Source organism: Roseicyclus sediminis, assembly GCF_025515305.1.
Taxonomy (GTDB): Bacteria; Pseudomonadota; Alphaproteobacteria; order Rhodobacterales; family Rhodobacteraceae; genus Roseibacterium; species Roseibacterium sediminis.
In genome coordinates, this window is sequence record NZ_JAOPHT010000012.1 from 65,362 (window position 1) to 85,073 (window position 19,712).

17 protein-coding genes are annotated in these 19,712 nt (G+C 66.7%); 9 read left to right on the forward strand and 8 right to left on the reverse strand.

All coding sequences use genetic code 11. From position 1 onward, the window contains the following. Positions 1–83 precede the first annotated feature (83 nt). Positions 84–1,184 (forward strand): TauD/TfdA family dioxygenase, encoded by a 1,101-nt coding sequence (locus tag N8I71_RS14875; protein WP_262878795.1) that lies wholly within the window; start codon positions 84–86, stop codon positions 1,182–1,184. A gap of 138 nt (positions 1,185–1,322) precedes the next feature. Here the strand turns inward: N8I71_RS14875 and N8I71_RS14880 are convergent, their stop codons facing one another. From N8I71_RS14880 to N8I71_RS14900, 5 genes are all read right to left on the reverse strand, one after another. Next, complete coding sequence (locus tag N8I71_RS14880; RefSeq protein WP_262878796.1) at positions 1,323–2,216, reverse strand: dienelactone hydrolase family protein; 894 nt, start codon at positions 2,214–2,216, stop codon at positions 1,323–1,325. Positions 2,217–2,313: 97 nt separating this feature from the next. Beyond that, positions 2,314–3,081 carry an ABC transporter permease gene (locus N8I71_RS14885; RefSeq protein ID WP_262878797.1) on the reverse strand — a complete coding sequence of 256 codons (768 nt, stop codon included), beginning with the start codon at positions 3,079–3,081 and terminating at the stop codon, positions 2,314–2,316. Next, positions 3,078–3,941: an ABC transporter ATP-binding protein gene (locus tag N8I71_RS14890; RefSeq protein ID WP_262878798.1), complete on the reverse strand. Its 864-nt coding sequence runs from the start codon at positions 3,939–3,941 to the stop codon at positions 3,078–3,080. Before N8I71_RS14890 ends, N8I71_RS14885 begins: the two co-directional genes overlap by 4 nt. Before the next feature lie 72 nt (positions 3,942–4,013). Further along, entirely contained in the window at positions 4,014–4,991 is a 978-nt protein-coding gene (locus tag N8I71_RS14895) for an ABC transporter substrate-binding protein (RefSeq protein ID WP_262878855.1), read from the reverse strand. A 230-nt stretch (positions 4,992–5,221) separates the two neighbouring features. Beyond that, entirely contained in the window at positions 5,222–7,156 is a 1,935-nt protein-coding gene (locus tag N8I71_RS14900; RefSeq protein WP_262878799.1) for a bifunctional 2',3'-cyclic-nucleotide 2'-phosphodiesterase/3'-nucleotidase, read from the reverse strand. 151 nt (positions 7,157–7,307) lie between these two features. On the opposite strand from N8I71_RS14900, the gene nudC reads away from it, so the two are divergent. Continuing rightward, positions 7,308–8,360, forward strand: coding sequence for an NAD(+) diphosphatase (nudC, locus tag N8I71_RS14905; RefSeq protein WP_262878800.1), 1,053 nt, complete (start codon positions 7,308–7,310; stop codon positions 8,358–8,360). Further along, positions 8,357–8,830: an SRPBCC family protein gene (locus N8I71_RS14910; protein WP_262878801.1), complete on the forward strand. Its 474-nt coding sequence runs from the start codon at positions 8,357–8,359 to the stop codon at positions 8,828–8,830. Before nudC ends, N8I71_RS14910 begins: the two co-directional genes overlap by 4 nt. Before the next feature lie 4 nt (positions 8,831–8,834). On the opposite strand, the gene N8I71_RS14915 is transcribed toward N8I71_RS14910, so the two are convergent. Both N8I71_RS14915 and N8I71_RS14920 read right to left on the reverse strand, forming a co-directional pair. Further along, positions 8,835–9,788 (reverse strand): DMT family transporter, encoded by a 954-nt coding sequence (locus N8I71_RS14915; protein ID WP_262878802.1) that lies wholly within the window; start codon positions 9,786–9,788, stop codon positions 8,835–8,837. Between the two features lie 12 nt (positions 9,789–9,800). Then, positions 9,801–10,631: a prephenate dehydratase gene (locus N8I71_RS14920; protein WP_262878803.1), complete on the reverse strand. Its 831-nt coding sequence runs from the start codon at positions 10,629–10,631 to the stop codon at positions 9,801–9,803. 117 nt (positions 10,632–10,748) lie between these two features. On the opposite strand from N8I71_RS14920, the gene N8I71_RS14925 reads away from it, so the two are divergent. From N8I71_RS14925 to N8I71_RS14945, 5 genes are all read left to right on the forward strand, one after another. Next, positions 10,749–11,258: a c-type cytochrome gene (locus tag N8I71_RS14925; RefSeq protein ID WP_406676106.1), complete on the forward strand. Its 510-nt coding sequence runs from the start codon at positions 10,749–10,751 to the stop codon at positions 11,256–11,258. Positions 11,259–11,441: 183 nt separating this feature from the next. After that, a complete protein-coding gene (locus tag N8I71_RS14930) occupies positions 11,442–13,373 on the forward strand; it encodes an extracellular solute-binding protein (protein ID WP_262878805.1) in 1,932 nt (643 codons plus the stop codon). A gap of 6 nt (positions 13,374–13,379) precedes the next feature. Beyond that, a complete protein-coding gene (locus N8I71_RS14935; RefSeq protein WP_262878806.1) occupies positions 13,380–14,534 on the forward strand; it encodes a microcin C ABC transporter permease YejB in 1,155 nt (384 codons plus the stop codon). Positions 14,535–14,538: 4 nt separating this feature from the next. Further along, positions 14,539–15,813 (forward strand): ABC transporter permease, encoded by a 1,275-nt coding sequence (locus N8I71_RS14940; RefSeq protein ID WP_262878807.1) that lies wholly within the window; start codon positions 14,539–14,541, stop codon positions 15,811–15,813. Then, positions 15,810–17,414 carry an ABC transporter ATP-binding protein gene (locus N8I71_RS14945; RefSeq protein ID WP_262878808.1) on the forward strand — a complete coding sequence of 535 codons (1,605 nt, stop codon included), beginning with the start codon at positions 15,810–15,812 and terminating at the stop codon, positions 17,412–17,414. Before N8I71_RS14940 ends, N8I71_RS14945 begins: the two co-directional genes overlap by 4 nt. 24 nt (positions 17,415–17,438) lie before the next feature. Here N8I71_RS14945 and hemN read toward each other — a convergent pair whose 3' ends face one another. Next, complete coding sequence (gene hemN, locus N8I71_RS14950; RefSeq protein WP_262878809.1) at positions 17,439–18,794, reverse strand: oxygen-independent coproporphyrinogen III oxidase; 1,356 nt, start codon at positions 18,792–18,794, stop codon at positions 17,439–17,441. 84 nt (positions 18,795–18,878) lie between these two features. Here hemN and fnrL point away from each other — a divergent pair, with 84 nt between their 5' ends. Continuing rightward, positions 18,879–19,622 (forward strand): transcriptional regulator FnrL, encoded by a 744-nt coding sequence (gene fnrL / locus N8I71_RS14955; RefSeq protein ID WP_262878810.1) that lies wholly within the window; start codon positions 18,879–18,881, stop codon positions 19,620–19,622. Positions 19,623–19,712 lie beyond the last annotated feature (90 nt).

Here is a 19,712-nt window from a genome sequence, read left to right on the forward strand (position 1 = left end):
AGACCCAGCAATGGTGGCCGCCGCCGGCTGCGTCATGAGCCCCCGAGGCCCGTGACCCCAACCGGACAACAAGGACCCATTGCATGACCACGACCTTCACGATCGAGCTCGGGCGCGATGCGCTCGGGCTCGGCTGGCCCGACGGCGGCCGGCGCGACTACCCCTATATCTGGCTGCGCGACAACGATCCGGCGGCCTTCCATCCCGACACGCAGGAACGCGTCGGCGATCTGCTTTCGGTCGACCCGAACACGAGGGCGGCCTCGGCAAGCCTTGGCGATGGCGGGCTCGAAGTGGCGTGGTCCGATGGCGCGCGCAGCTGTTACGCCCTCGACTGGCTTGCCCTGCATGGCCCGGGTTATCCCGCGCCCGACGCCGCGGATCTGCCGCATGTTTCGTGGCGCGGCGATCTTGCGGTTCCCCGCCATGACGCGGTGGCAATCGCGACGGAGGACGCGGCGCTTCTGGCCTGGCTCCGGGATACGGTGATCTTCGGCCTCACCATTGTGGGCGGCGTGGCGGCCGAACCCGGTGCCGGTTTGGCACTGGCCGAGCGGATCGGGTTCCTGCGCCGCACGAACTTCGGCATCGACTTCGACGTGGTGAGCAAGCCCGACCCCAACAACCTGGCCTACACGGCGCTGGCGCTGCCCCTGCATACCGACCTCGCCAACCAGGAGCTTCCGCCCGGCTACCAGTTCCTGCACTGCATCGCCAACGACGCCGAGGGCGGTGGATCCGTCTTCGCCGACGGTGTCGCCATGGCCGAGGCGTTGCGGCAGACCGATCCGGATGCCTTCGACATGCTCGCTCGGGTGCCGATCCCGTTCCGGTTTCATGATCGGGACCATGACATCCGCGTTCATCGGCCGGTCATCAACCTGACCCATGGCGGCGAGGTTCACGAGATCAAGTGGAACGCCCATCTCGCGGGGATCTTCGACATGCCCGCGGAGATCATGCCGGACTACTATCGCGCTTACCGCGCCTTCATGGCGCTGACCCGCGATCCGGGCTTCCAGGTGCGCCTCCGGCTTGCGGCGGGGGACATGGCGGTGTTCGACAACCGGCGTGTCCTGCATGGACGGGACGCCTTCGATCCGTCGACGGGCGGGCGGCGGCTGCAGGGCTGCTACGTCGACCGGGGCGAGGTGCTGTCGCGCCTGCGCGTGCTCGCGCGCTGAGCCTGGGATCGTCAGGCCGGGGGGGTGGCCGGGAGACCACGCCACCCCGTCGGCGATGATGCGCGCGCGACGGCCCCTCGGCGGCCCCTCGGCGGCCCCTCGGCGGCCCCTCGGCGGCGAGGCCCCGACGCGCCGTGTTCAAGCGCCGCCCGCGGTCAGTTCGCTGAACCAGGACCATGCGTCGGCGGCGAAGGCCGGACCGCCGACGTAGAACCAGTGGGTGTGCCCCGGGATCAGCGCGAGGTCGAAGTCGTGTCCGGCCTGCGCCATCGCCTGCCCCGACAGCCTTGCGTCGTAGCTCGGGAAGATCGCGTCGCTGCCGCCGAGATAGTGCTGGATCGGGACGGCATCGACGCGCGGGCGGATCGCGGTGGTCGGATAGGTGCCGCCATGGACCGCGACCGCCTTCCACGGACCCGCGATGTGGTTGGCGAGATACTGCGCCATCACCGCGCCCGAGGAATGACCGAAGAGGAAGATGCGCTCGCCGTCGACCGTGTATTGCGTTGCTGCATCCTCGATGATGTCCAGCACGACCCCCGCCTCGGCCTCTTCCAGCGTCCATTGCTCCGTGGCCGAAGCGATGGAGACCAGAAGCAGGCCGTTTGCGTCCGCCGCCTCTTGCCACATGTCGATCATCGACAGGGGCGTGCGTCCGGCGCCGTGGAAGAGGACGATGACCGGTCGCGGGACCTCGCCCGTACCGCCGTCGTACGCGCTGTAGTTTCGCGGCCGGAACCCGCGGACGAGGAAATGCCGCTCGGCGCCTTCGACATCGGGGCTGTATTCCAGGGTCTCCGCCGGGCGGGGGCGCAGGTCGCTCCGGTCGGTTTCCGTGAAGAGACCCGCTGCGTAGGTGTCGGGCAAGGGCGCCACGACCGCTGACCGCGCGGCGGGCGCCGGGGCCGACGCCGTTTCCCCGGGGCCCTCGACGCCTGCGCCCGAGGGGGCGCTGGGCAGGAATGCCACGGCCAGCATGGCAAGGAACGCCGCGCCGATCAGCGCCACGATGGACAGGTAGAGGGTCTTCATCACTCGAACTCCGCGGGTCGTTTCGCGGTACAGGACTGGACGCGGAATTCGAGCAAACCTTGGCCTTGCGGCGGTTTTTTGCTGAAATGCCGTGACGTCAGCCGGGCGAGCGCTCGGCCCAGCCGGCGAAGATGCGTTCGAGGATCACCACCACGTAGAACAGCAGGATACCCAGCGCCGCCAGTGCGAGGAGCACGGCGAACATCAGCGGGTAGTCCGCGCTGATCCTCCCTGAATCGAAGAGGTCGCCGAGGCCGCGTCCATGCGGGCTGACGATCTCCATCAGGTTCGTGCCGATGAAGGCGAGCGTGACCGCGACCTTCAACGCCCCGAAGAATTCCGGCAGCGTCTTCGGCAGGGCGATCTTCCAGAAGATCGTGAAGTTCGACGCGCCGAGCGAGCGCAGGATGTCGCGGTATTCGGGTTCGAGCGTGGAAAGGCCGATCGAGACGGACACGGCGATCGGGAAGAACGAGATCATGAAGGCGACGAGCACCGTGTTGAAATCGTGCTGTCCCACGAACATCAGCGCCACGATCGGCACGACGGTCGCCTTCGGGATCGCGTTGAAGCCGACGAGGATCGGATAGAGCCCCTCCCGCGCGAAGCGGGAGAACCCCATGATCATGCCGATGAGCGTTCCGACGACGACGGCGAGGGCGAGGCCCACCACGGTGCGCCAGAGCGTCTCCCATGACTTGATGAGGAACAGGTCCCAGAACTGGACGAAGCGCGGCACCAGGTCGGAAGGGCTGGCCATGCGGTAGTCCGGCAGATCGTTGTACCAGACCGCCCATTCCCATAGCGCGATGATGCCGACGATGAAGATGGTCGGGGCGAGGATCTTGCGCAGGGTGTCGTTCATTGCATCGCCCCCGGAATCGGCCGACGCACGGGTTTCGCGGGCGGCGCATGCTGGGCGAGGGGGGCATCGGCATCGGCCGCGCGACCTTGCGCGACCTGGATCTGGTGACGGAGCGTGGCGAGCATCTCGACCGCCCTGGGCGTATAGAGATCGTCAAGCTTGCGCTTGGCCGGGATGTCGACGTCCAGCACGTATTGCGCGTGCGCCGGCCGCCCGGACAGCACCACGACCTGATCGGCGAGAAAGACGCTTTCGCGCAGGTCGTGCGTGATCAGCAGGCAGGTGCAGGGTTCTTCCTCGCGCAGGTCGTGCATCGTGCACCACAGGTCCTCGCGCGTGAAGGCGTCGAGGGCGCCGAACGGCTCGTCGAGGATCAGGACGTCGGGCTTGTGGATGATGGACCGGCAGAGGCTCGCGCGCTGACGCATGCCGCCCGAAAGCTCGGACGGACGCTTGTCCTCGAAACCCGAAAGCCCCACGAGCTCGAGCAGATGGCGCGCGCGTTTCTCGGCCTCCGCCCTCGACATCGTCGATTTCACGATTTCCATGGGCAGAAGCACGTTCTCGAGGATCGTGCGCCATTCCAGCAGAACGGGGTTCTGGAACGCCATGCCGACGGTCGGCCGTGGCGAGGTCACGAGTTGCGAATGCAGCCAGACCTGCCCTTCGGACGGTTTCATGAGCCCCGAAACCAGACGCGTCAGAGTGGACTTGCCGCAGCCCGAAGGTCCGACGACGGCGCAGAACGAGTTTTCGGGGATCTTGAGCGAGAGGTCGTCGAGCACCGGCAGGTCGCCGGCCTTGGTGCGGTAGGCGTGAGACACCTCGCGCAGCTCGATCATGTAGGGAGACGTCGTCATGGCCGTCCTTTGCAGAGGTGTTCCCGGGGCCGTCGTCGCGGCCCCGGGCAGGTTCGATCCGTCAGCGCGCCGTCACTGCGGTGCGATCATCAGCACTTCGGCCTCCGGCAGGTAGGCATCGGTGAAGTAGAGCGACATGTCCGGCTCGGACTGGAACTCGTAGGTGAGACGCAGCTGCTCCAGCGCGGTGGCCATCCGGTCGGGGTCGATGTTGCCCATGCCGTTTTCCATCACGTAGTCGGTCAGCACGTTGCCCTCGATGGCAAGCTGCAGGCGCCGCGTCTCAAGCTCGAGGTCGCCCGCCGGGTTGCGCTCCAGCACGGCCGCAGCACCGGCCGCCGGATCTGCGATCGCGTCGCTCCAGCCCTGCGCGATGGCGCGCAGCGCGCCCGTCACCGCCTCGGGATTGGCCGCCGCGAAGTCGGTATTGGCGATCACGGCGTTGCCGTAGAGCGCCACGCCATGGTCCGAGAACATGATCGTGGTGATGTCCTCCTCGGGAACGCCGAGACGCGAGAGCGAGAGGTAGGACGAGAAGTTGAAGCCGGTGACCGAATCCACGTTGCCCTCAGCCAGCATCGGCTCGCGGGTCGGGAAGCCGACAGGCTCGACCGTGATGGTGGACACGTCGATGTCGTTGACGGCGGCGAGGATCGGGAACTGCGCCCAGGCGCCGTCTGGCGGCGGTGCGCCGAGGATGGACCCCTCAAGGTCCTCGATGCCCGAAATGCCCTGGCTGACGCGCCCGACGATCGCGAAGGGCGGGCTGTCATAGACCATCATGACGGCGGTGACCGGCGCGCCCGGGTTCTGGTCGAGGAAACGGATCAGGCTGTTGATGTCGGCGAAGCCCATCGGGAACGCACCCGAGGCGACCTTCGGAATGGCGTCGAGCGAGCCCTCGCCGGCGGTGACTTCCACGGAAAGGCCCTCGGCCGCGAAGTGACCGTTGTCGATGGCGAGGAAATAGGGGGCAGACGGGCCCTCGAACCGCCAGTCGAGCGCGAACTGGATCTCGGTGTCCTGCGCAAGCGCGGGCGTCGCTGCCATCAGCGCCGCGGCGAGGGAAGGTGTGAAACGGTTGAGCAAGGCATCCTCCTTTTTCGATGTCCCGGGTGGCCTCGGCGTTGCCGGGCGTATCGGACCGGGCGCCGACCTGACTCAGACCCCGCCTTGGCGACCCGTCAACAAGTGGCCCATGCCGGGTTCATTTTGCCGCGGGAAATGCCCAATCCCCGAGCAGAGTGCCTGATTTTTGAGCTGTCGCAAGTGGCGACTGGTCACGCCATGAGCGCAAAGCGCTCGAAACCGCCTTCGCCGCTACCGCGGTGGACAAGGCCGAGCTCGCGCGCGCGTTCGGTGTGGCCGAGTGCGCCGGGCCCGGTTTCGACCACGACTTCTGCGCGCCCGAAGCCGCACAGCCGGAAGGTCGGCGACGGGCGGGGGGAGAGGGCGGCGTTGGCCTCGCGGATGTAGCGTACGAGATGGTCGCGCACGGGGTTTGCATCCGTCACCACGGTCTCCGATGCCTCGCAGATGCGGAAGTGGCCCCCCCCAGCGGCGCGGTAGGAATTCGTCACCACGAGCACCTGGTCATCCGGCTGGACCGGCCTGCCGTCGCCGTAGCGCAGGTTGCGAATACGTCCGTCGGTCTCGAAGAGCTGATCGCCGCTCGCGTTGGTGCGGGCCGGACGGCTCACGTCGATATCGTAAAGCAGGCCATCGATCCGATCGAAGTTGTAGCCGGCGAAGGCATGGTCGACGAGGAGTTGGGGCGACGCGTCGTCCGGGTCGATCTGTCGATAGAGCGATGCCGACCGTTCGAGCCAACAGCGCAGATCCCTGCCGCGGGTTCGCAGGATCGCGAGGAAATTGGGATAGACGTACAGGTCCGCGGCATGGCGCAGCTGGAGCGCGCCCGCGGGAATGTCGGTATAGTGGTGCGGCCCGTTCTGGCCGCCGCACCGGAACGGCGCAACCGCCGACAGCAGCGGCAGGCCGCTCAGTATCGGATCCTGTGCGAGGGTCGACCTGGCCGCGGCGATCTGAGCATCCGAGACGACCTGTGTCGCGGCACAGGGCGCGACGAAGCTGAAATAGGTGTTCAGGGGCACCCGGCAGGCGCCGATTTCCCGTCCCGTGAACCGCCGGGTCGCGCGGTGCTGACCGGCCAGTTTCCGGCGCAGGCGCGGATTGGCGCGCAAGACAGGGCGCAGTGCCGACGCCCGCTCGGCGTTGTCGCCCGAGGTCGGCACCGCCTCGGTCCGCGATTTCGCGATCGACCAGCGGCGCGCCGTTCCTCGCCTCTGCGGCTCCTCCGACTCGATCGCGATGTCGATGATCCCCAGATGCGACCCCCAGAAACCCGGCTGGACGATCGGCGTGCGATCCGTGGCCGGGCGGCAATCGAAGGTCGTGGGGTGGACCTCGTGCGTGTGACCGGCGACCACGGCATCGACATCGGCAAGGCCGGCGATGGCCTGCGCGGTGTTCTCGGCGCCCTCGGCCAGGTCGCCCGTGTCGCCGCCATCGCCCAGCCCGCCATGGACGAGCGCGATCACCAGGTCGGCCCCGCGCCCCCGGAGTGCCGCGGCTTCGCGGGCCACGCCGGAGACCGTGTCCGTGAATTCGAGCCTGTTGCCGAGAATGGTCCTGTTCCACGCCGCGACCTGTGGCGGCACGCTGCCGGTGATGCCGATGCGAACCTCGTGGAGTTGCCCGCGCCGGTCGCTCAGCAAACGCGTGAGCAGGATGCTCGGAGGCAGAAACGAGGTGCCGTCGTCGCGGCGGACCGCGTTGGCGAGGACGACCGGGAACCGGGCGCCCGCCAGCGACGCTTCCAGCGCTTCGAGCCCGTAGTCGAAATCATGGTTGCCCAGTGTCGCGGCGTCGTAGCCGATGGCGTTCATTGCGTCGATCATCGGGTGCGGCGCCCCGCAGGGCAGCATGTCGGCGACCGCGACGTCTCCCAGGGGCGCACCCTGCAGGGTATCGCCATTGTCGAGCACGAGGCAGTTGGGCGCCTCGGCGCGGGCCGCCGCGATCAGGCCCGCCACCCGCAGCAGCCCGACGCCGTCGTCCCGGCTGTCGGTGTAGTAATTGTAGGGCAGCAGATTGGCATGCAGGTCGCTGGTCGCTAGAAGGCGCAGATGCACCCGCGACAGACCCTCGGTTTCTTGTCCGAGGTTCCTTGCAAAATCGCCACAAAGCGACATCGTGTTACCCAGCGTTTCGAAGCAAGAAAACGGCGGTAAGCGCTGGTTTGGAATAGCTTGTTTTCGGAAATTCCAAAAAAATCCTGGCTTGGAGTGGCCGGATGTGTCCGGTGTGCCATAGTCATCGACAGGTTTGCCACAGGGGTCGGATATGCAGCGTGCACAAGAGGTCGTCTTCGGCGGATCGGGGCTGGACCGGGCCGCTCATCTGCGCGGTGACGCGTCTTTCATCGAAGCGGCGCTCGCGGGCGGGGCTGGTATCCTGCCGGTCTGGCGCGGCAAACCCTTCGTGACCGGCGATCCGCGCGAGGGGCCGGTCCGGCTGGCGTTCCGGCGGGGCGGCCATCCCGTCCTGTCAGAGGCCGGGGAGGCGCCCGTGTTCCTCGGGTTGGCTTCCGATGGCGGGCCCCTGTTCGCGGTCGACGTGTCGCCATGGGTGCCGGCCGAGGTGGACGAGGCGCAGGTCGGCGCCTTCGTCGACCGAACCGTGCAGCGCCATCCGGGCGAAGCCGACCCGGACGCGGGCTTTGCCGAACTGCGTGCCATCATGTCGGCGCTCGGGCCGCGGGACGCGGAACTCGCCGCGATGGCGCGTGGCCTGCTGCAATGGCACGCCACGCATGGATTCTGCGCCCGTTGCGGCGCGGCTTCCGAGCCGTCGGAGGCCGGTTGGCAGCGCCGCTGCCCAGCCTGTGGCGCAAGCCATTTTCCCCGCACCGATCCGGTGGTCATCATGCTGATCACCCATGGCGACAAGGTGCTGGTGGGCCGGTCGCCGGGTTGGCCCGAGCGGATGTATTCGCTTCTGGCGGGTTTCGTGGAACCCGGTGAAACCGTCGAGGCCGCGGTCCGCCGCGAGGTGATGGAAGAGGCTGGCGTCGAGGTCGGGCCCGTGCAGTACCTCGCAAGTCAGCCCTGGCCCTTCCCGGCCTCGTTGATGCTGGGATGCCACGGCCATGCGGAGACGACCGAGATCCACGTCGATCCCTCCGAACTGGAGGATGCGCGCTGGGTCACGCGCGCGGAGATGCTTGAGGTCTTCATGGGCCGTCACCCCGAGATCGCCGGGGCGCGCAAGGGTGCCATCGCCCATTTCCTGATGCAGGCCTGGCTGTCGGACCGGCTTGACCCGCGCCCCGCTTTGCCGCCACGACAGGAGGCTGGCGCGGAAGGCGCCGTCGACAGGGCGGAGCGGACATCGTGAAGTTCAGGGTCTCGGAGGATGTTGAGGCGCCGGTGGGTCCGACCTGGACCGGGTTCACCGATTTCGCCTCGGTCGAGGAGGATGCCCGCGGGCGCGGCGCCGAGATCGCGCGCGTCGGCGACTGGCGCGAGGCGCGCCTCGGCGCCTCATGGCGTGGCATGGTCGCCGTGCGCGGCAAGACCCGGCCGATCGAGGCGAAGATCACGGTGTTCGCGCCGGGCGAGACCCTGACCGTCGAAAGCCGCATCGGCGGCATGGACAGCACCTACGAGGTGACGTTCGTGCCCTTGTCCCAGGATGTGACGCGGGTTTCCGTCATGCTGGAGTTGCGCGCAACGACACTGTCGGCGCGTCTCCTCCTTCAGACTATGAAGATCGCGCGGCGCCGCGTCATGCAGCGGCTCGAGGGTGCGGTGGTGCGCCAGGCCCAGGCGGTGGAACGCACCTGGCGGGCGCGATCCGGCGCCTGACGCCCTAGGGCTGTGTCGGCCCTGCCTTGCGCTGGCGGGCACGTTCGAGGCCGAGCTGCCGTTCGCGCCAGATGATGAGCACGCCCGCAACCACGATCATGCCCGCGCCGATCAGCATGCTGCGTGTCGGCACTTCCGAGAACACCGTGTAGCCGACGATGATGGCCAGCAGCATCGAGGTGTATTCGAACGGCGCGATCAGCGAGGCGTCGGCATGGCGGTAGGATGATGTCAGCAGGATCTGGCCCACGCCCCCCATCAGCCCCGCCAGCACCAGCAGCGCGAAGGCCCAGGCCGGCGGCCAGGCCCAGCCCCATGGCAGCGTCAGCAGCGACAGCGCGCTTGCCGTGAGCGAGAAGTAGAAGACGATCGCCGAGGTGCTTTCGGTATGCACCATCTTGCGCACGAAGACCTGGGCGAGGGCCGCGCAGACGGCGGCGAGAAGGACGACGACGGCGCCCAGCGTCTCGCCCGACCCCGCAGTGGCCGGATCGACCGCAAGGCGCGGCGACAGGACCACGAGGACGCCGGCGAGACCCAGCACCACCATCGACAGCCGGAAAAGCCGCACCTGTTCGCCCAGGAACATGGCGGCGAAGATCACGACTAGGATCGGCGCGGCATACCCGATCGCCGTCACTTCCGGGAGTGGCAGCAGGCCGAGGCCGGTGAAGCTGAGGCCCATCGCGCTCGCGCCCACGAGGCCGCGCCAGACATGGGCCATCGGGTCCTTCGTTTTCAGGCCGGTATGCAGTTCATGCCTGAGCGCGAGCCAGCCGAAGATGACCGGCAGCGCGAAGAAGGACCGGAAGAACACCGCCTGCCCGGGCGGCACGACCTCGGACGTCGCCTTGATGAGGGCCGACATCGCCACGAAGATGCAGACCGACGCGATCTTCAGCCCGATCCCGCGGAGCGGCGAGGTGGGCGAAAGTGTCGGCGGCGCGCGCTCGGTCATGTCGGTTCGGGCTCAGTCCCGCGCTGGATCGGCGGGGTAGGTGCCGAGTACCTTGAGGTAACTGGTGAAATAGTCCAGCTCCTCCAGCGCGCGCTGGACGGGCGGATCCTCGGGGTGGCCCTCGATATCGGCATAGAACTGCGTCGCGGTGAACGATCCGTCGACCATGTAGCTTTCCAGCTTGGTCATGTTCACGCCGTTCGTCGCGAATCCCCCCATCGCCTTGTAGAGCGCGGCGGGAATGTTGCGCACGCGGAAGACGAAGGTCGTCATCATGTGTTCGGCGCGGCGCGTCAGGTCGGGTTCGCGCGACATGATGAGGAAGCGCGTGGTGTTGGTGTCGTGGTCCTCGACATGGCGGGCCAGAACGTCGAGCCCGTAGATCTCGCCCGCAAGCTCCGAGGCGAGAGCGGCCTTCGACGGGTCGGCCCACTCCGCCACGTCCCGCGCGGCGCGCGCGTTGTCGGTGCTGACGCGCCCCGTGATTCCGTGCTCGCGCAGGAAGCGGGCGCACTGAGGCAGAAGGACGAGATGCGACCACGCCTCCTTCACGTCGGCAATGGCGGTGCCGGGCACGCCGAGGAGGTTGATGTGCACACGCACGAAGGCCTCGTCGATGATGTGCAGCCCCGACTCGGGCAGCAGACGGTGGATGTCCGCCACCCGCCCGTAGGTCGTGTTCTCGACCGGCAGCATGGCCTGCGTGGCGCGTCCCTCGCGCACCGCGTCGATCACCGCCTCGAAGGTCGGGCAGGGCAGAGCTTCGAGCTGAGGGCGCTCGGCATGGCAGGCCTGGTGCGAGTAGGCGCCGGGTTCTCCCTGAAAGGCGATGCGCTGTGTCATGTCTCCACCTGAGCATGTGGGCGTTTCGTCGCGCTCCCTACACCTTGCCTCCCCGGGTGGAAACACCCTACATACCCGCGAAATCGCGACACGAGTGGGTGAGCCATGCTTGATACGATGACCATCACCAAGGCCTTCGGCGCGTTCTGCGGGGCGCTGCTGATCTTCCTGCTCGGAGGCTGGGTGGCCGAAAGCCTCTACAACACCGAATCCCATGGCGAGGACCACGTGCGCGGCTACGTCATCATCGACGAGCACGCCGAAGGCGGTGCGGAAACCGCGGAGCCGGTCGTCGAGGTCGCCTTCGCCGACGTCTACGCCAACGCGGATCCGGCCGCCGGCGAGCGCCTGTTCCGCCAGTGCCAGGCCTGCCATTCGCTCAACCCCGGCCAGAACGGCGTGGGTCCGTACCTCCACGGCGTCGTGGATCGTCCGAAGCACAGCGCGGAAGGCTTCTCCTATTCGGACGGCCTCCTTGCCACGACCGGCGCCTGGACGCCCGAGAACATTTCCGAGTTCATCGCCAACCCGCGCGCCTACGCGCCCGGCACGGCAATGGCCTATAACGGCATGTCCGATGTCGAGGACCGGGCCAACCTGATCGCATATCTCGCGTCGGTCCAGTAAGCCGACGGTATCGCGCCAATTCACAAGGGCCGCTCCTGCCGGAGCGGCCTTTTTCGTGACCGGAAGGTTCCCGCGCGTTCACCGTCGATCACGCAATCTCAACTTGAACCCCGGCAGGACTGGTCACTAACGTGATGCGGCCCACATCTGTGGGAGAAACACCGGACGAGCTTGGAGACCCTGATGCCAGATCGCCCCACCGCCCATGCCTGCGTTTCCGCCGCGCCAAGCGCTTTCCACCTTGTTCGGCTCGCCGCCCTGCCACTGGCCGGCGCGGCGCTGCTCTGGGCCCTCGCCGTCCAGCCGGCCCGGGCGCAGGACGACGACCTGATCGTGACCCATGCGGTCGCAACCTTCGGTCTCGAGGACCTGACCTATCCGGCCGACTTCGAGCATCTCGCCTACGTCAATCCGGACGCCCCGCAGGGTGGGGAGATGTCGTTTTCCTGGTCGAGTGCCGGGGGATCGTTCGACTCGATGCACCCCTACACGAACCAGGGGAACTCTGCCGTCCTTGCCAACATCTTCTTCGAGTCGATGCTCGAAGGAACGATGGACACGATCGGCGAGGCCTATTGCCTGCTCTGCGAAAGCATCGCCTACCCCGAGGATCGTTCCTACGTGATCTTCACCATCCGGGAGGAAGCGCGGTTCTCCGACGGCACGCCCGTGACGGCGCAGGATGCGCTCTTCTCCTACGAGATCCTGCGCGACGAGGGTCTGCCCTCGTTCCGCGCGAACATCCCCAACACGATCGCAGGCGCGGAGGTGCTGGACGAGCGCCGGATCCGTTTCGACTTCAACCCCGACAGCCAGCTTCGCGGCCGCATCGAGGCGGCGGGCGGCCTGCCCGTTTTCTCCCAGCAGAGCCATATCGACAGCGGCCTCGACTTCGACGAAAGCCGGCTGGAGCCGCTGGTGGGGTCCGGTCCCTACGTTCTGGGGGCTGTCGACCCGGGCCGTTCGGTCGTGTTCGAGCGCAACCGCGACTATTGGGGCAATGACCTGGCCATCAATCGCGGCCGGCACAACTTCGACCGTATCCGCGTCGAGTACTACGCGGACGCGATCGCGGCCTTCGAGGGGTTCACCGCCGGCAACTACCTGTTCCGGCAGGAAAACTCGTCCCAGAACTGGGCCAACAGCTACGATTTCCCGCGTCTGCGCCAGGGCATCGTCATCCAGGAGACGATCCCCCAGGGCGTGATCGCCTCGGGCCAGTCCTTCGTGTTCAACCTGCGCCGCGAGAAGTTCGCGGATCCCCGCGTGCGCGAGGCCATCGCGCTGATGTTCAACTTCGAATGGACGAACCAGACCCTCTTCAACGGGCTCTATCAGCCGATCGACAGCTTCTGGGAGAACACGCACCTCGAGGCCGAGGGCCTGCCCCCGCCGGAGGAGCTTGCGGTTCTCGAACCGCTGCGCGGCGCGATCCCGGACGAGGTCTTTACCGATCCGCCGTTCGCCACGCCGCCCTCTAACCCCGATCGCGTGTTCGACAGGGCGCAGGCGCGGCGCGCCACGGCGTTGCTGGAGGAAGCGGGCTGGACCCCCGGGGATGACGGTCTCCTGCGCAACGCGGAGGGTCGGACGCTCGAGGTCGAGTTCCTCAATGCCGGCCCGCTCTTCGACCGCATCATCAACCCCTATGTCGAGAACCTGCGCGCCATCGGCATCGACGCGCGCATGAACCGGGTCGACGGCGCACAGATGAGCCAGCGCCAGCGCGACGCCGATTTCGACATGCTGACCGACCATTTCCCGATGTCCTACGAGCCGGGCACCAGCATGCGGCAGTATTTCGGCACGATCGGCGCCGACGAGTCGCTGTTCAACGTGGCGGGGATCGCCGATCCGGCTGTCGACCAGCTTCTGGAAACGGTGATCCGGGCCGAGACCCGAGAGGAGATGGAAATCGCCACGCGCGCGCTCGACCGCGTGTTGCGGGCCTATCGCCTGCGTGTCCCGCAGTGGTACAACGACAGCGCCTGGGTGGCCTACTACAATCACTACCGCTACCCCGAGGTACTGCCGCCCTACGGGATCGGTTTCCTCGATTTCTGGTGGGTGGACCCCGAGGCCGAGCAGGCGTTGCGCGACCAGGGCGTTCTCTGACGCGACATGGGCGCCTACATCCTCAGACGTATCGCACTCATGATCCCGACATTGCTCGGGATCATGATCATCAACTTCGCGCTGACCCAGTTCGTGCCCGGCGGCCCGGTCGAGCAGGTTCTGGCGCAGCTCGAGGGTGAGGGAGACGCCTTTGCAGGCATCTCGGGCGGGGGCAACGACGGGGGCGGCGGCGCCTCGGAGATCGAGGACAGCTATCAGGGCGCGCGCGGTCTTCCGCCGCAATTCCTCGACGAACTGAGGGTGCAGTTCAACTTCGCGCGCATCGTCTGCGAAGAGGGGTATACGGGCCGGCCCGACCTCGATGCCGAGGAATGCGTCGCCGAGGAGATCCCCGCGTTGGAGCGCTTCGGCCTGATGATGTGGGACTACATGCGCTTCGACTTCGGAGAGAGCTATTTCCGCTCCATCTCGGTCGTGGACCTCGTGATCGAGAAGCTGCCCGTCTCGATCACCCTGGGCCTGTGGTCGACGGTGATCGCCTATCTCGTGTCGATCCCGCTCGGCATCCGCAAGGCGGTGCGGGACGGCACGCGCTTCGACACGGTGACCTCGGGCGTCATCATCGTGGCCTACGCGATCCCCGGATTCCTCTTCGCGATCCTTCTGCTCGTCCTGTTCGCGGGCGGTTCCTACTTCCAGGTCTTCCCGCTTCGCGGGCTCACGTCCGACAACTGGGAGGAACTGAGCGTCCTCGGAAAGGTGGCGGACTATTTCTGGCACATCACGCTGCCGGTGCTGGCCTCCACGATCTCGGCCTTCGCGACACTGACGCTGCTGACCAAGAACAGTTTCCTCGACGAGATCAAGAAACAGTACGTGATGACCGCCAAGGCCAAGGGCCTGAAGGAAAGCCGGGTCCTCTACGGCCATGTTTTCCGCAACGCGATGCTGATCGTGATCGCGGGGTTCCCGGCCGTTTTCGTGGGCGTCTTCTTCGGCGGCTCGCTCATCATCGAGACGATCTTCTCGCTCGACGGGCTGGGGCGGCTTGCCTTCGAGGCAGCGGTGGAGCGCGATTACCCGGTGATCTTCGGCACGCTCTTCGTCTTCGGGCTGATCGGCCTTCTGGTGAACATCATTTCCGACCTGATGTATGTCTGGATCGACCCGCGGATCGACTTCGAGACGCGGGAGACCTGAGGCGATGGCGCTGCGCGACGAGGATCCCATCCACCCGGCCAGGCCCCCGATCGATCCCGAGCCGGGCCTGAGGCCGACGCCGCCCCAGGTGGCGCCGCCGCCGCGGCAGGGCTGGCTGTCGCCGCTGAACCGCCGCCGCTGGCAGAACTTCAAGGCCAACCGCCGCGCCTACTGGTCGCTCTGGATCTTCGCGGTCCTTTACGGCCTCAGCCTCTTTGCCGAGGTCATCTCCAATGAGAAACCGCTCCTGGTCCAGTACCAGGGTGGGTACTACACGCCGATCTGGAACTTCTACCCGGAGACGGAATTCGGCGGCGATTTCCGGACCGAGGCCGTCTACCGGGATATCGAGGTGCAATGCCTCATCGTGTCGGGCGGCCTGGAGGATTGCTGGGACGACCCCGAGGCGGTGATCGCCGAGGTGCAGGAAACCGGCAGTTTCAACGGAGAGGCGGTGGAGGCGGGCTGGATCGTCTGGCCGCTCATCCCGTACAGCTACAACACGGTGAACGACCTCGGCCGGGCGGCCCCCTCGCCGCCGGATGCCGACCACTGGCTGGGCACCGATGACACCGCACGCGACGTGCTGGCACGCGTCATCTACGGCTTCCGCCTCTCGGTCAGCTTCGCGCTGGTGGTGACGTTTCTCACGTCGGTCATCGGCATCGCGGCCGGTGCGGCTCAAGGGTATTACGGCGGCCTTCTCGACCTGATCTTCCAGCGGATCATCGAGATCTGGAACTCCACCCCGAGCCTCTACATCATCATCATCATATCCGCGATCTTCACGATGGATTTCTGGCTGCTGGTGTTCCTGATGGTGCTCTTCGGCTGGACGGGCCTCGTGGGGGTGGTGCGTGCGGAATTCCTGCGGGCGCGAAACTACGAATACGTCCGCGCGGCCCGCGCTCTCGGCGTCGGCAACGGCACGATCATGTTCCGCCATGTGCTGCCGAATGCCATGGTTGCGACGCTGACCTTCCTGCCGTTCATCGTGACGGGGACGATCGGCGCGCTCGCCTCGCTCGACTTCCTCGGCTTCGGGCTGCCTTCGGCGGCACCGTCACTGGGCGAGATGACGCTGCAGGCCAAGAACAACCTCGACGCGCCGTGGCTGGCCTTCACCGCCTTCTTCACCTTCGCGATCATGCTGTCGCTTCTGGTCTTCGTGTTCGAAGGCGTCCGCGACGCGTTCGACCCGCGCAAGACCTTCAGCGGCCCGGCCGTGGCGGAGGATACGGGCGATGCGGGCGCGCTCGAAGCGGGGGGCACGAAATGAGCGATCCGATCCTCGACGTGCGCAACCTCACCATCGACTTCCGCCAGGGCGCCTCGGCAAGCCGCGCCGTGCGCGGTGTGACCTTCACGGTCGGCCGTGGCGAAACCGTCGCGCTGGTCGGCGAGTCTGGCTCCGGCAAGTCGGTGACCGCGCTCTCGACCGTATCGCTCCTGCCCGAAGCGGCCGAGATCGGCGGGTCGGTGCGGTACGAAGGCCAGGAGATGGTCGGCGCCGCCGAGGCGGAACTGCGCGGCATCCGGGGCAACGACATCAGCTTCATCTTCCAGGAGCCGATGACGTCGCTGAACCCGCTGCACACCCTGGAAAAACAGATCGCGGAAAGCCTCGCGCTGCACCAGGGCCTGACCGGGCAGGCGGCGCGCGACCGTATCATCGAACTCCTCAACCGCGTCGGCATCCGCGACCCCGAAAGCCGCCTGGGCGCCTATCCCCACCAGTTGTCGGGCGGGCAGCGGCAGCGCGTGATGATCGCCATGGCGCTTGCCAACGACCCCAAGCTCCTGATCGCGGACGAACCCACCACCGCGCTCGATGTGACGATCCAGGCGCAGATCCTCGAGCTTCTGGCCGAACTGAAGCGCGACCTCGGCATGAGCCTTCTGTTCATCACCCATGACCTCGGCATCGTCCGGCGCATCGCCGACCGCGTCTGCGTCATGAAGGACGGGCTGATCGTGGAGCAGGGCAAGACGGCGACGATCTTCGACGATCCGCGCCATCCCTATACCCAGAAACTCCTCGCGGCCGAACCTGCCGGGACGCCGAAGCCCGTCCCCGCAGGTGCTCGGGAGATCGTTTCGACGGATGCCCTGCGGGTCTGGTTCCCGATTCAGCGCGGGTTGATGCGGCGCACGGTGGGCCATGTGAAGGCCGTGAACGCCGCCAGCGTGCAGGTCCGGTCGGGCGAGACGCTCGGCATCGTCGGCGAGAGCGGGTCGGGCAAGACCACGCTGGCGCTGGCCGTGCTGCGCCTCATCTCCTCGCAGGGGCCGGTCGTCTTCATGGGGCGCAACATCCAGGGGCTGAAGTCGCGTGAATTGCGCGGCGTCCGGCGCGAGATGCAGGTCGTCTTCCAGGATCCCTACGGCAGTCTCAGCCCCCGGATGACCGTCGAGCAGATCGTCTCCGAGGGTCTAGCCGTGCATGGCATCGCGCGCGGCGAGCGGCGCCGGCTCGTGGCCGACATCCTTCAGGAAGTGGGCCTCGACCCGCGCATGATGGACCGCTATCCCCACGAGTTCTCGGGTGGGCAGCGTCAGCGCATCGCGATCGCGCGCGCGATGATCCTGCGGCCGAAACTCGTCGTGCTGGACGAGCCGACCAGCGCCCTCGACATGACGGTGCAGGTGCAGATCGTGGAGCTTCTGCGCCGGCTGCAGGCCGATCACGGGCTCGCGTATCTGTTCATCAGTCACGACCTGAAGGTGGTGCGCGCGCTGAGCCACAAGGTCATCGTGATGAAGCAGGGCGATGTCGTCGAAACCGGCGACGCGGAGGACCTGTTCCGCAATCCGCGCCACGAATACACGCGGGAACTGATGCGCGCGGCATTCGGCCAGACGCCCGGGAACGCGGCCTGAGGGCAGACGGGCGGGGCAGGTGGCTCAGAAGGCCGCGGAATGCCCTTCGGCACGCATCTCGTAGCCGTCGAATGCCCGCGCGATCATCCGGGCGAGCGGACGCCCCTCCTCGGTGATCTCGAAACCGTTTTGCGTGGTGCGCGTCATGCCGGGGAAGGCTTCGTCTACGCTCCGGTAGAGCCGGCGCAGCGTCAACTCGTCCACGCCATACTCAGCGATGAGAGGCGCAGACTCGATCGCGAAATCGCACAGGAGCATCTCGATCATCCGGCCGCGCCAGTGATCTTCGCCCTTGAAGATGTGTCCACGGCCCGTGGCCATCTGGCCCTCGCGGACGGAAGCCTGGTATTGCGCGGTGCCGCTGGCATTCTGGGCGAAGCCCTGCGGGAAACGCGAAATGGCACTCGCGCCAAGACCGATCAGCACATCGCAGGTGTCGTCGGTGTAGCCCTGGAAATTCCGCCGCAGGTGACCCGAGCGCGCGGCCACGGCCATCGAGTCGGAGGGCCGCGCGAAATGGTCGATGCCGATTTCCTGGTAGCCGTCCCACAGGAACAGCCGCCGTGCCGTGTGGAACAGGTGCAGACGTTCCTCGGGGCTCGGAAGCGCGTCCGTCGGGATCATCGCCTGGCGCTTGGCCATCCACGGCACATGCGCATAGCCATAGAGCGCGACCCGGTCGGGAGAGAGCGAAAGCAGCATCTGCACGCTCTCGGCCATGCGGGCCTGGTTCTGGTGCGGCAGACCATAAAGGATATCCGCGTTGAGCGAGCGGATGCCATGGGCGCGCAGGGCCTCGACCGTTTCGCGCGTAACCTCGTAGCCCTGGATCCGGCCGATCGTCTTCTGGATGTCCTCGTCGAAATCCTGCACCCCGATCGAGGCGCGGTTCATGCCGATAGCGGCCAACGCATCAAGGCGGGCCTCATCGATTTCGTTCGGGTCGATCTCGACCGAGAACTCGGCGCCACGGGCAAGCGGCATGGCTTCGAGGATCGTGTCCGCGAGGCTGTGCATCTGTTCCGGCCTGAGCAGCGTCGGCGTGCCCCCGCCCCAGTGCAGGCGCGCGATGCGCACGCCTTCGGGCAGGATGGCAGCGAGGTTCGCGACCTCCTGCCTGAGGCTATCCACATAGGCGTTCACGGGCGCGTCCGACCGGGTGCCCTGCGTTCGACAGGCACAGAACCAGCAGAGCCTCCGGCAGAACGGCACATGCATGTAGACCGAGATCGCCGACCCCTCGGGGATCGCGCTGACCCAGTCGCGGAAGACAGCACCCGTGACGTCGTTCGAGAACTTGGTGGCCGGCGGATAACTGGTATACCGCGGTACCTTGGCATCGAAGAGTCCGAGCCTGCGAAGTTGCGCAAGATGCTCCATTAAGATACTACTTGGAGTAGAACGCGCGCCCTCACTTTGATGTGGATCAAACGGGGCCAGCCATCCCGGCCGGAGGAGCTCTCCATGTCCAGCAAGCAGCTCGCCTTCCCGCAATCGCAATGCGCCGACTGCCCGATCCGTCATCGTGCGGTTTGTGCGCGTTGTGAAACAGATGAACTCGAAAAACTTGAGGCCATCAAATATTACAGGAGTTACGAAGCTGGACAAACCATCATCTGGGCAGGCGACAAGATGGATTTCGTCGCCTCGGTGGTGCACGGCGTCGCATCCCTGACCCAGACCATGGAAGACGGTCGCCGGCAGATGGTCGGCCTGCTTCTGCCCTCCGATTTTCTCGGCCGTCCGAACCGCGAATCGGTCGCCTACGACGTCACGGCGACGACCGATCTGCAGCTGTGCTGTTTCCGCCGGGTTCCGTTTCTCGACATGATGGACGATACGCCGCACATCGCGCAGCGTCTCCTCGAGATGACGCTCGACGAGCTTGACGCGGCGCGGGAGTGGATGCTGCTTCTCGGCCGCAAGACGGCGCGCGAGAAAATCGCGAGTTTCCTGTCCATCATTGCCAGGCGCGATGCCACCTTCAACAACAGCGGCCACGGCGATGTGGCCTTCGATCTGCCCCTGACGCGGGAAGCGATGGCCGACTACCTCGGCCTCACGCTCGAGACTGTCAGCCGGCAGATGTCGGGGCTGAAGAGGGACGGCGTGATCCGGCTGGAAGGCAAACGGCACATCGTCATCCCGGACTTCGACCTGCTCATGGACGAGACGGGCGACGACGCCGACGGCGGCATCCTCAGCTAGGGGCGCTCCGTCCCAACGCCATGCCGGATGGGTTCGTCCTTGCCCGGCCCGCTCAATAGAAGCGCCCCGAACCGCGATGGGTTCGGGGCG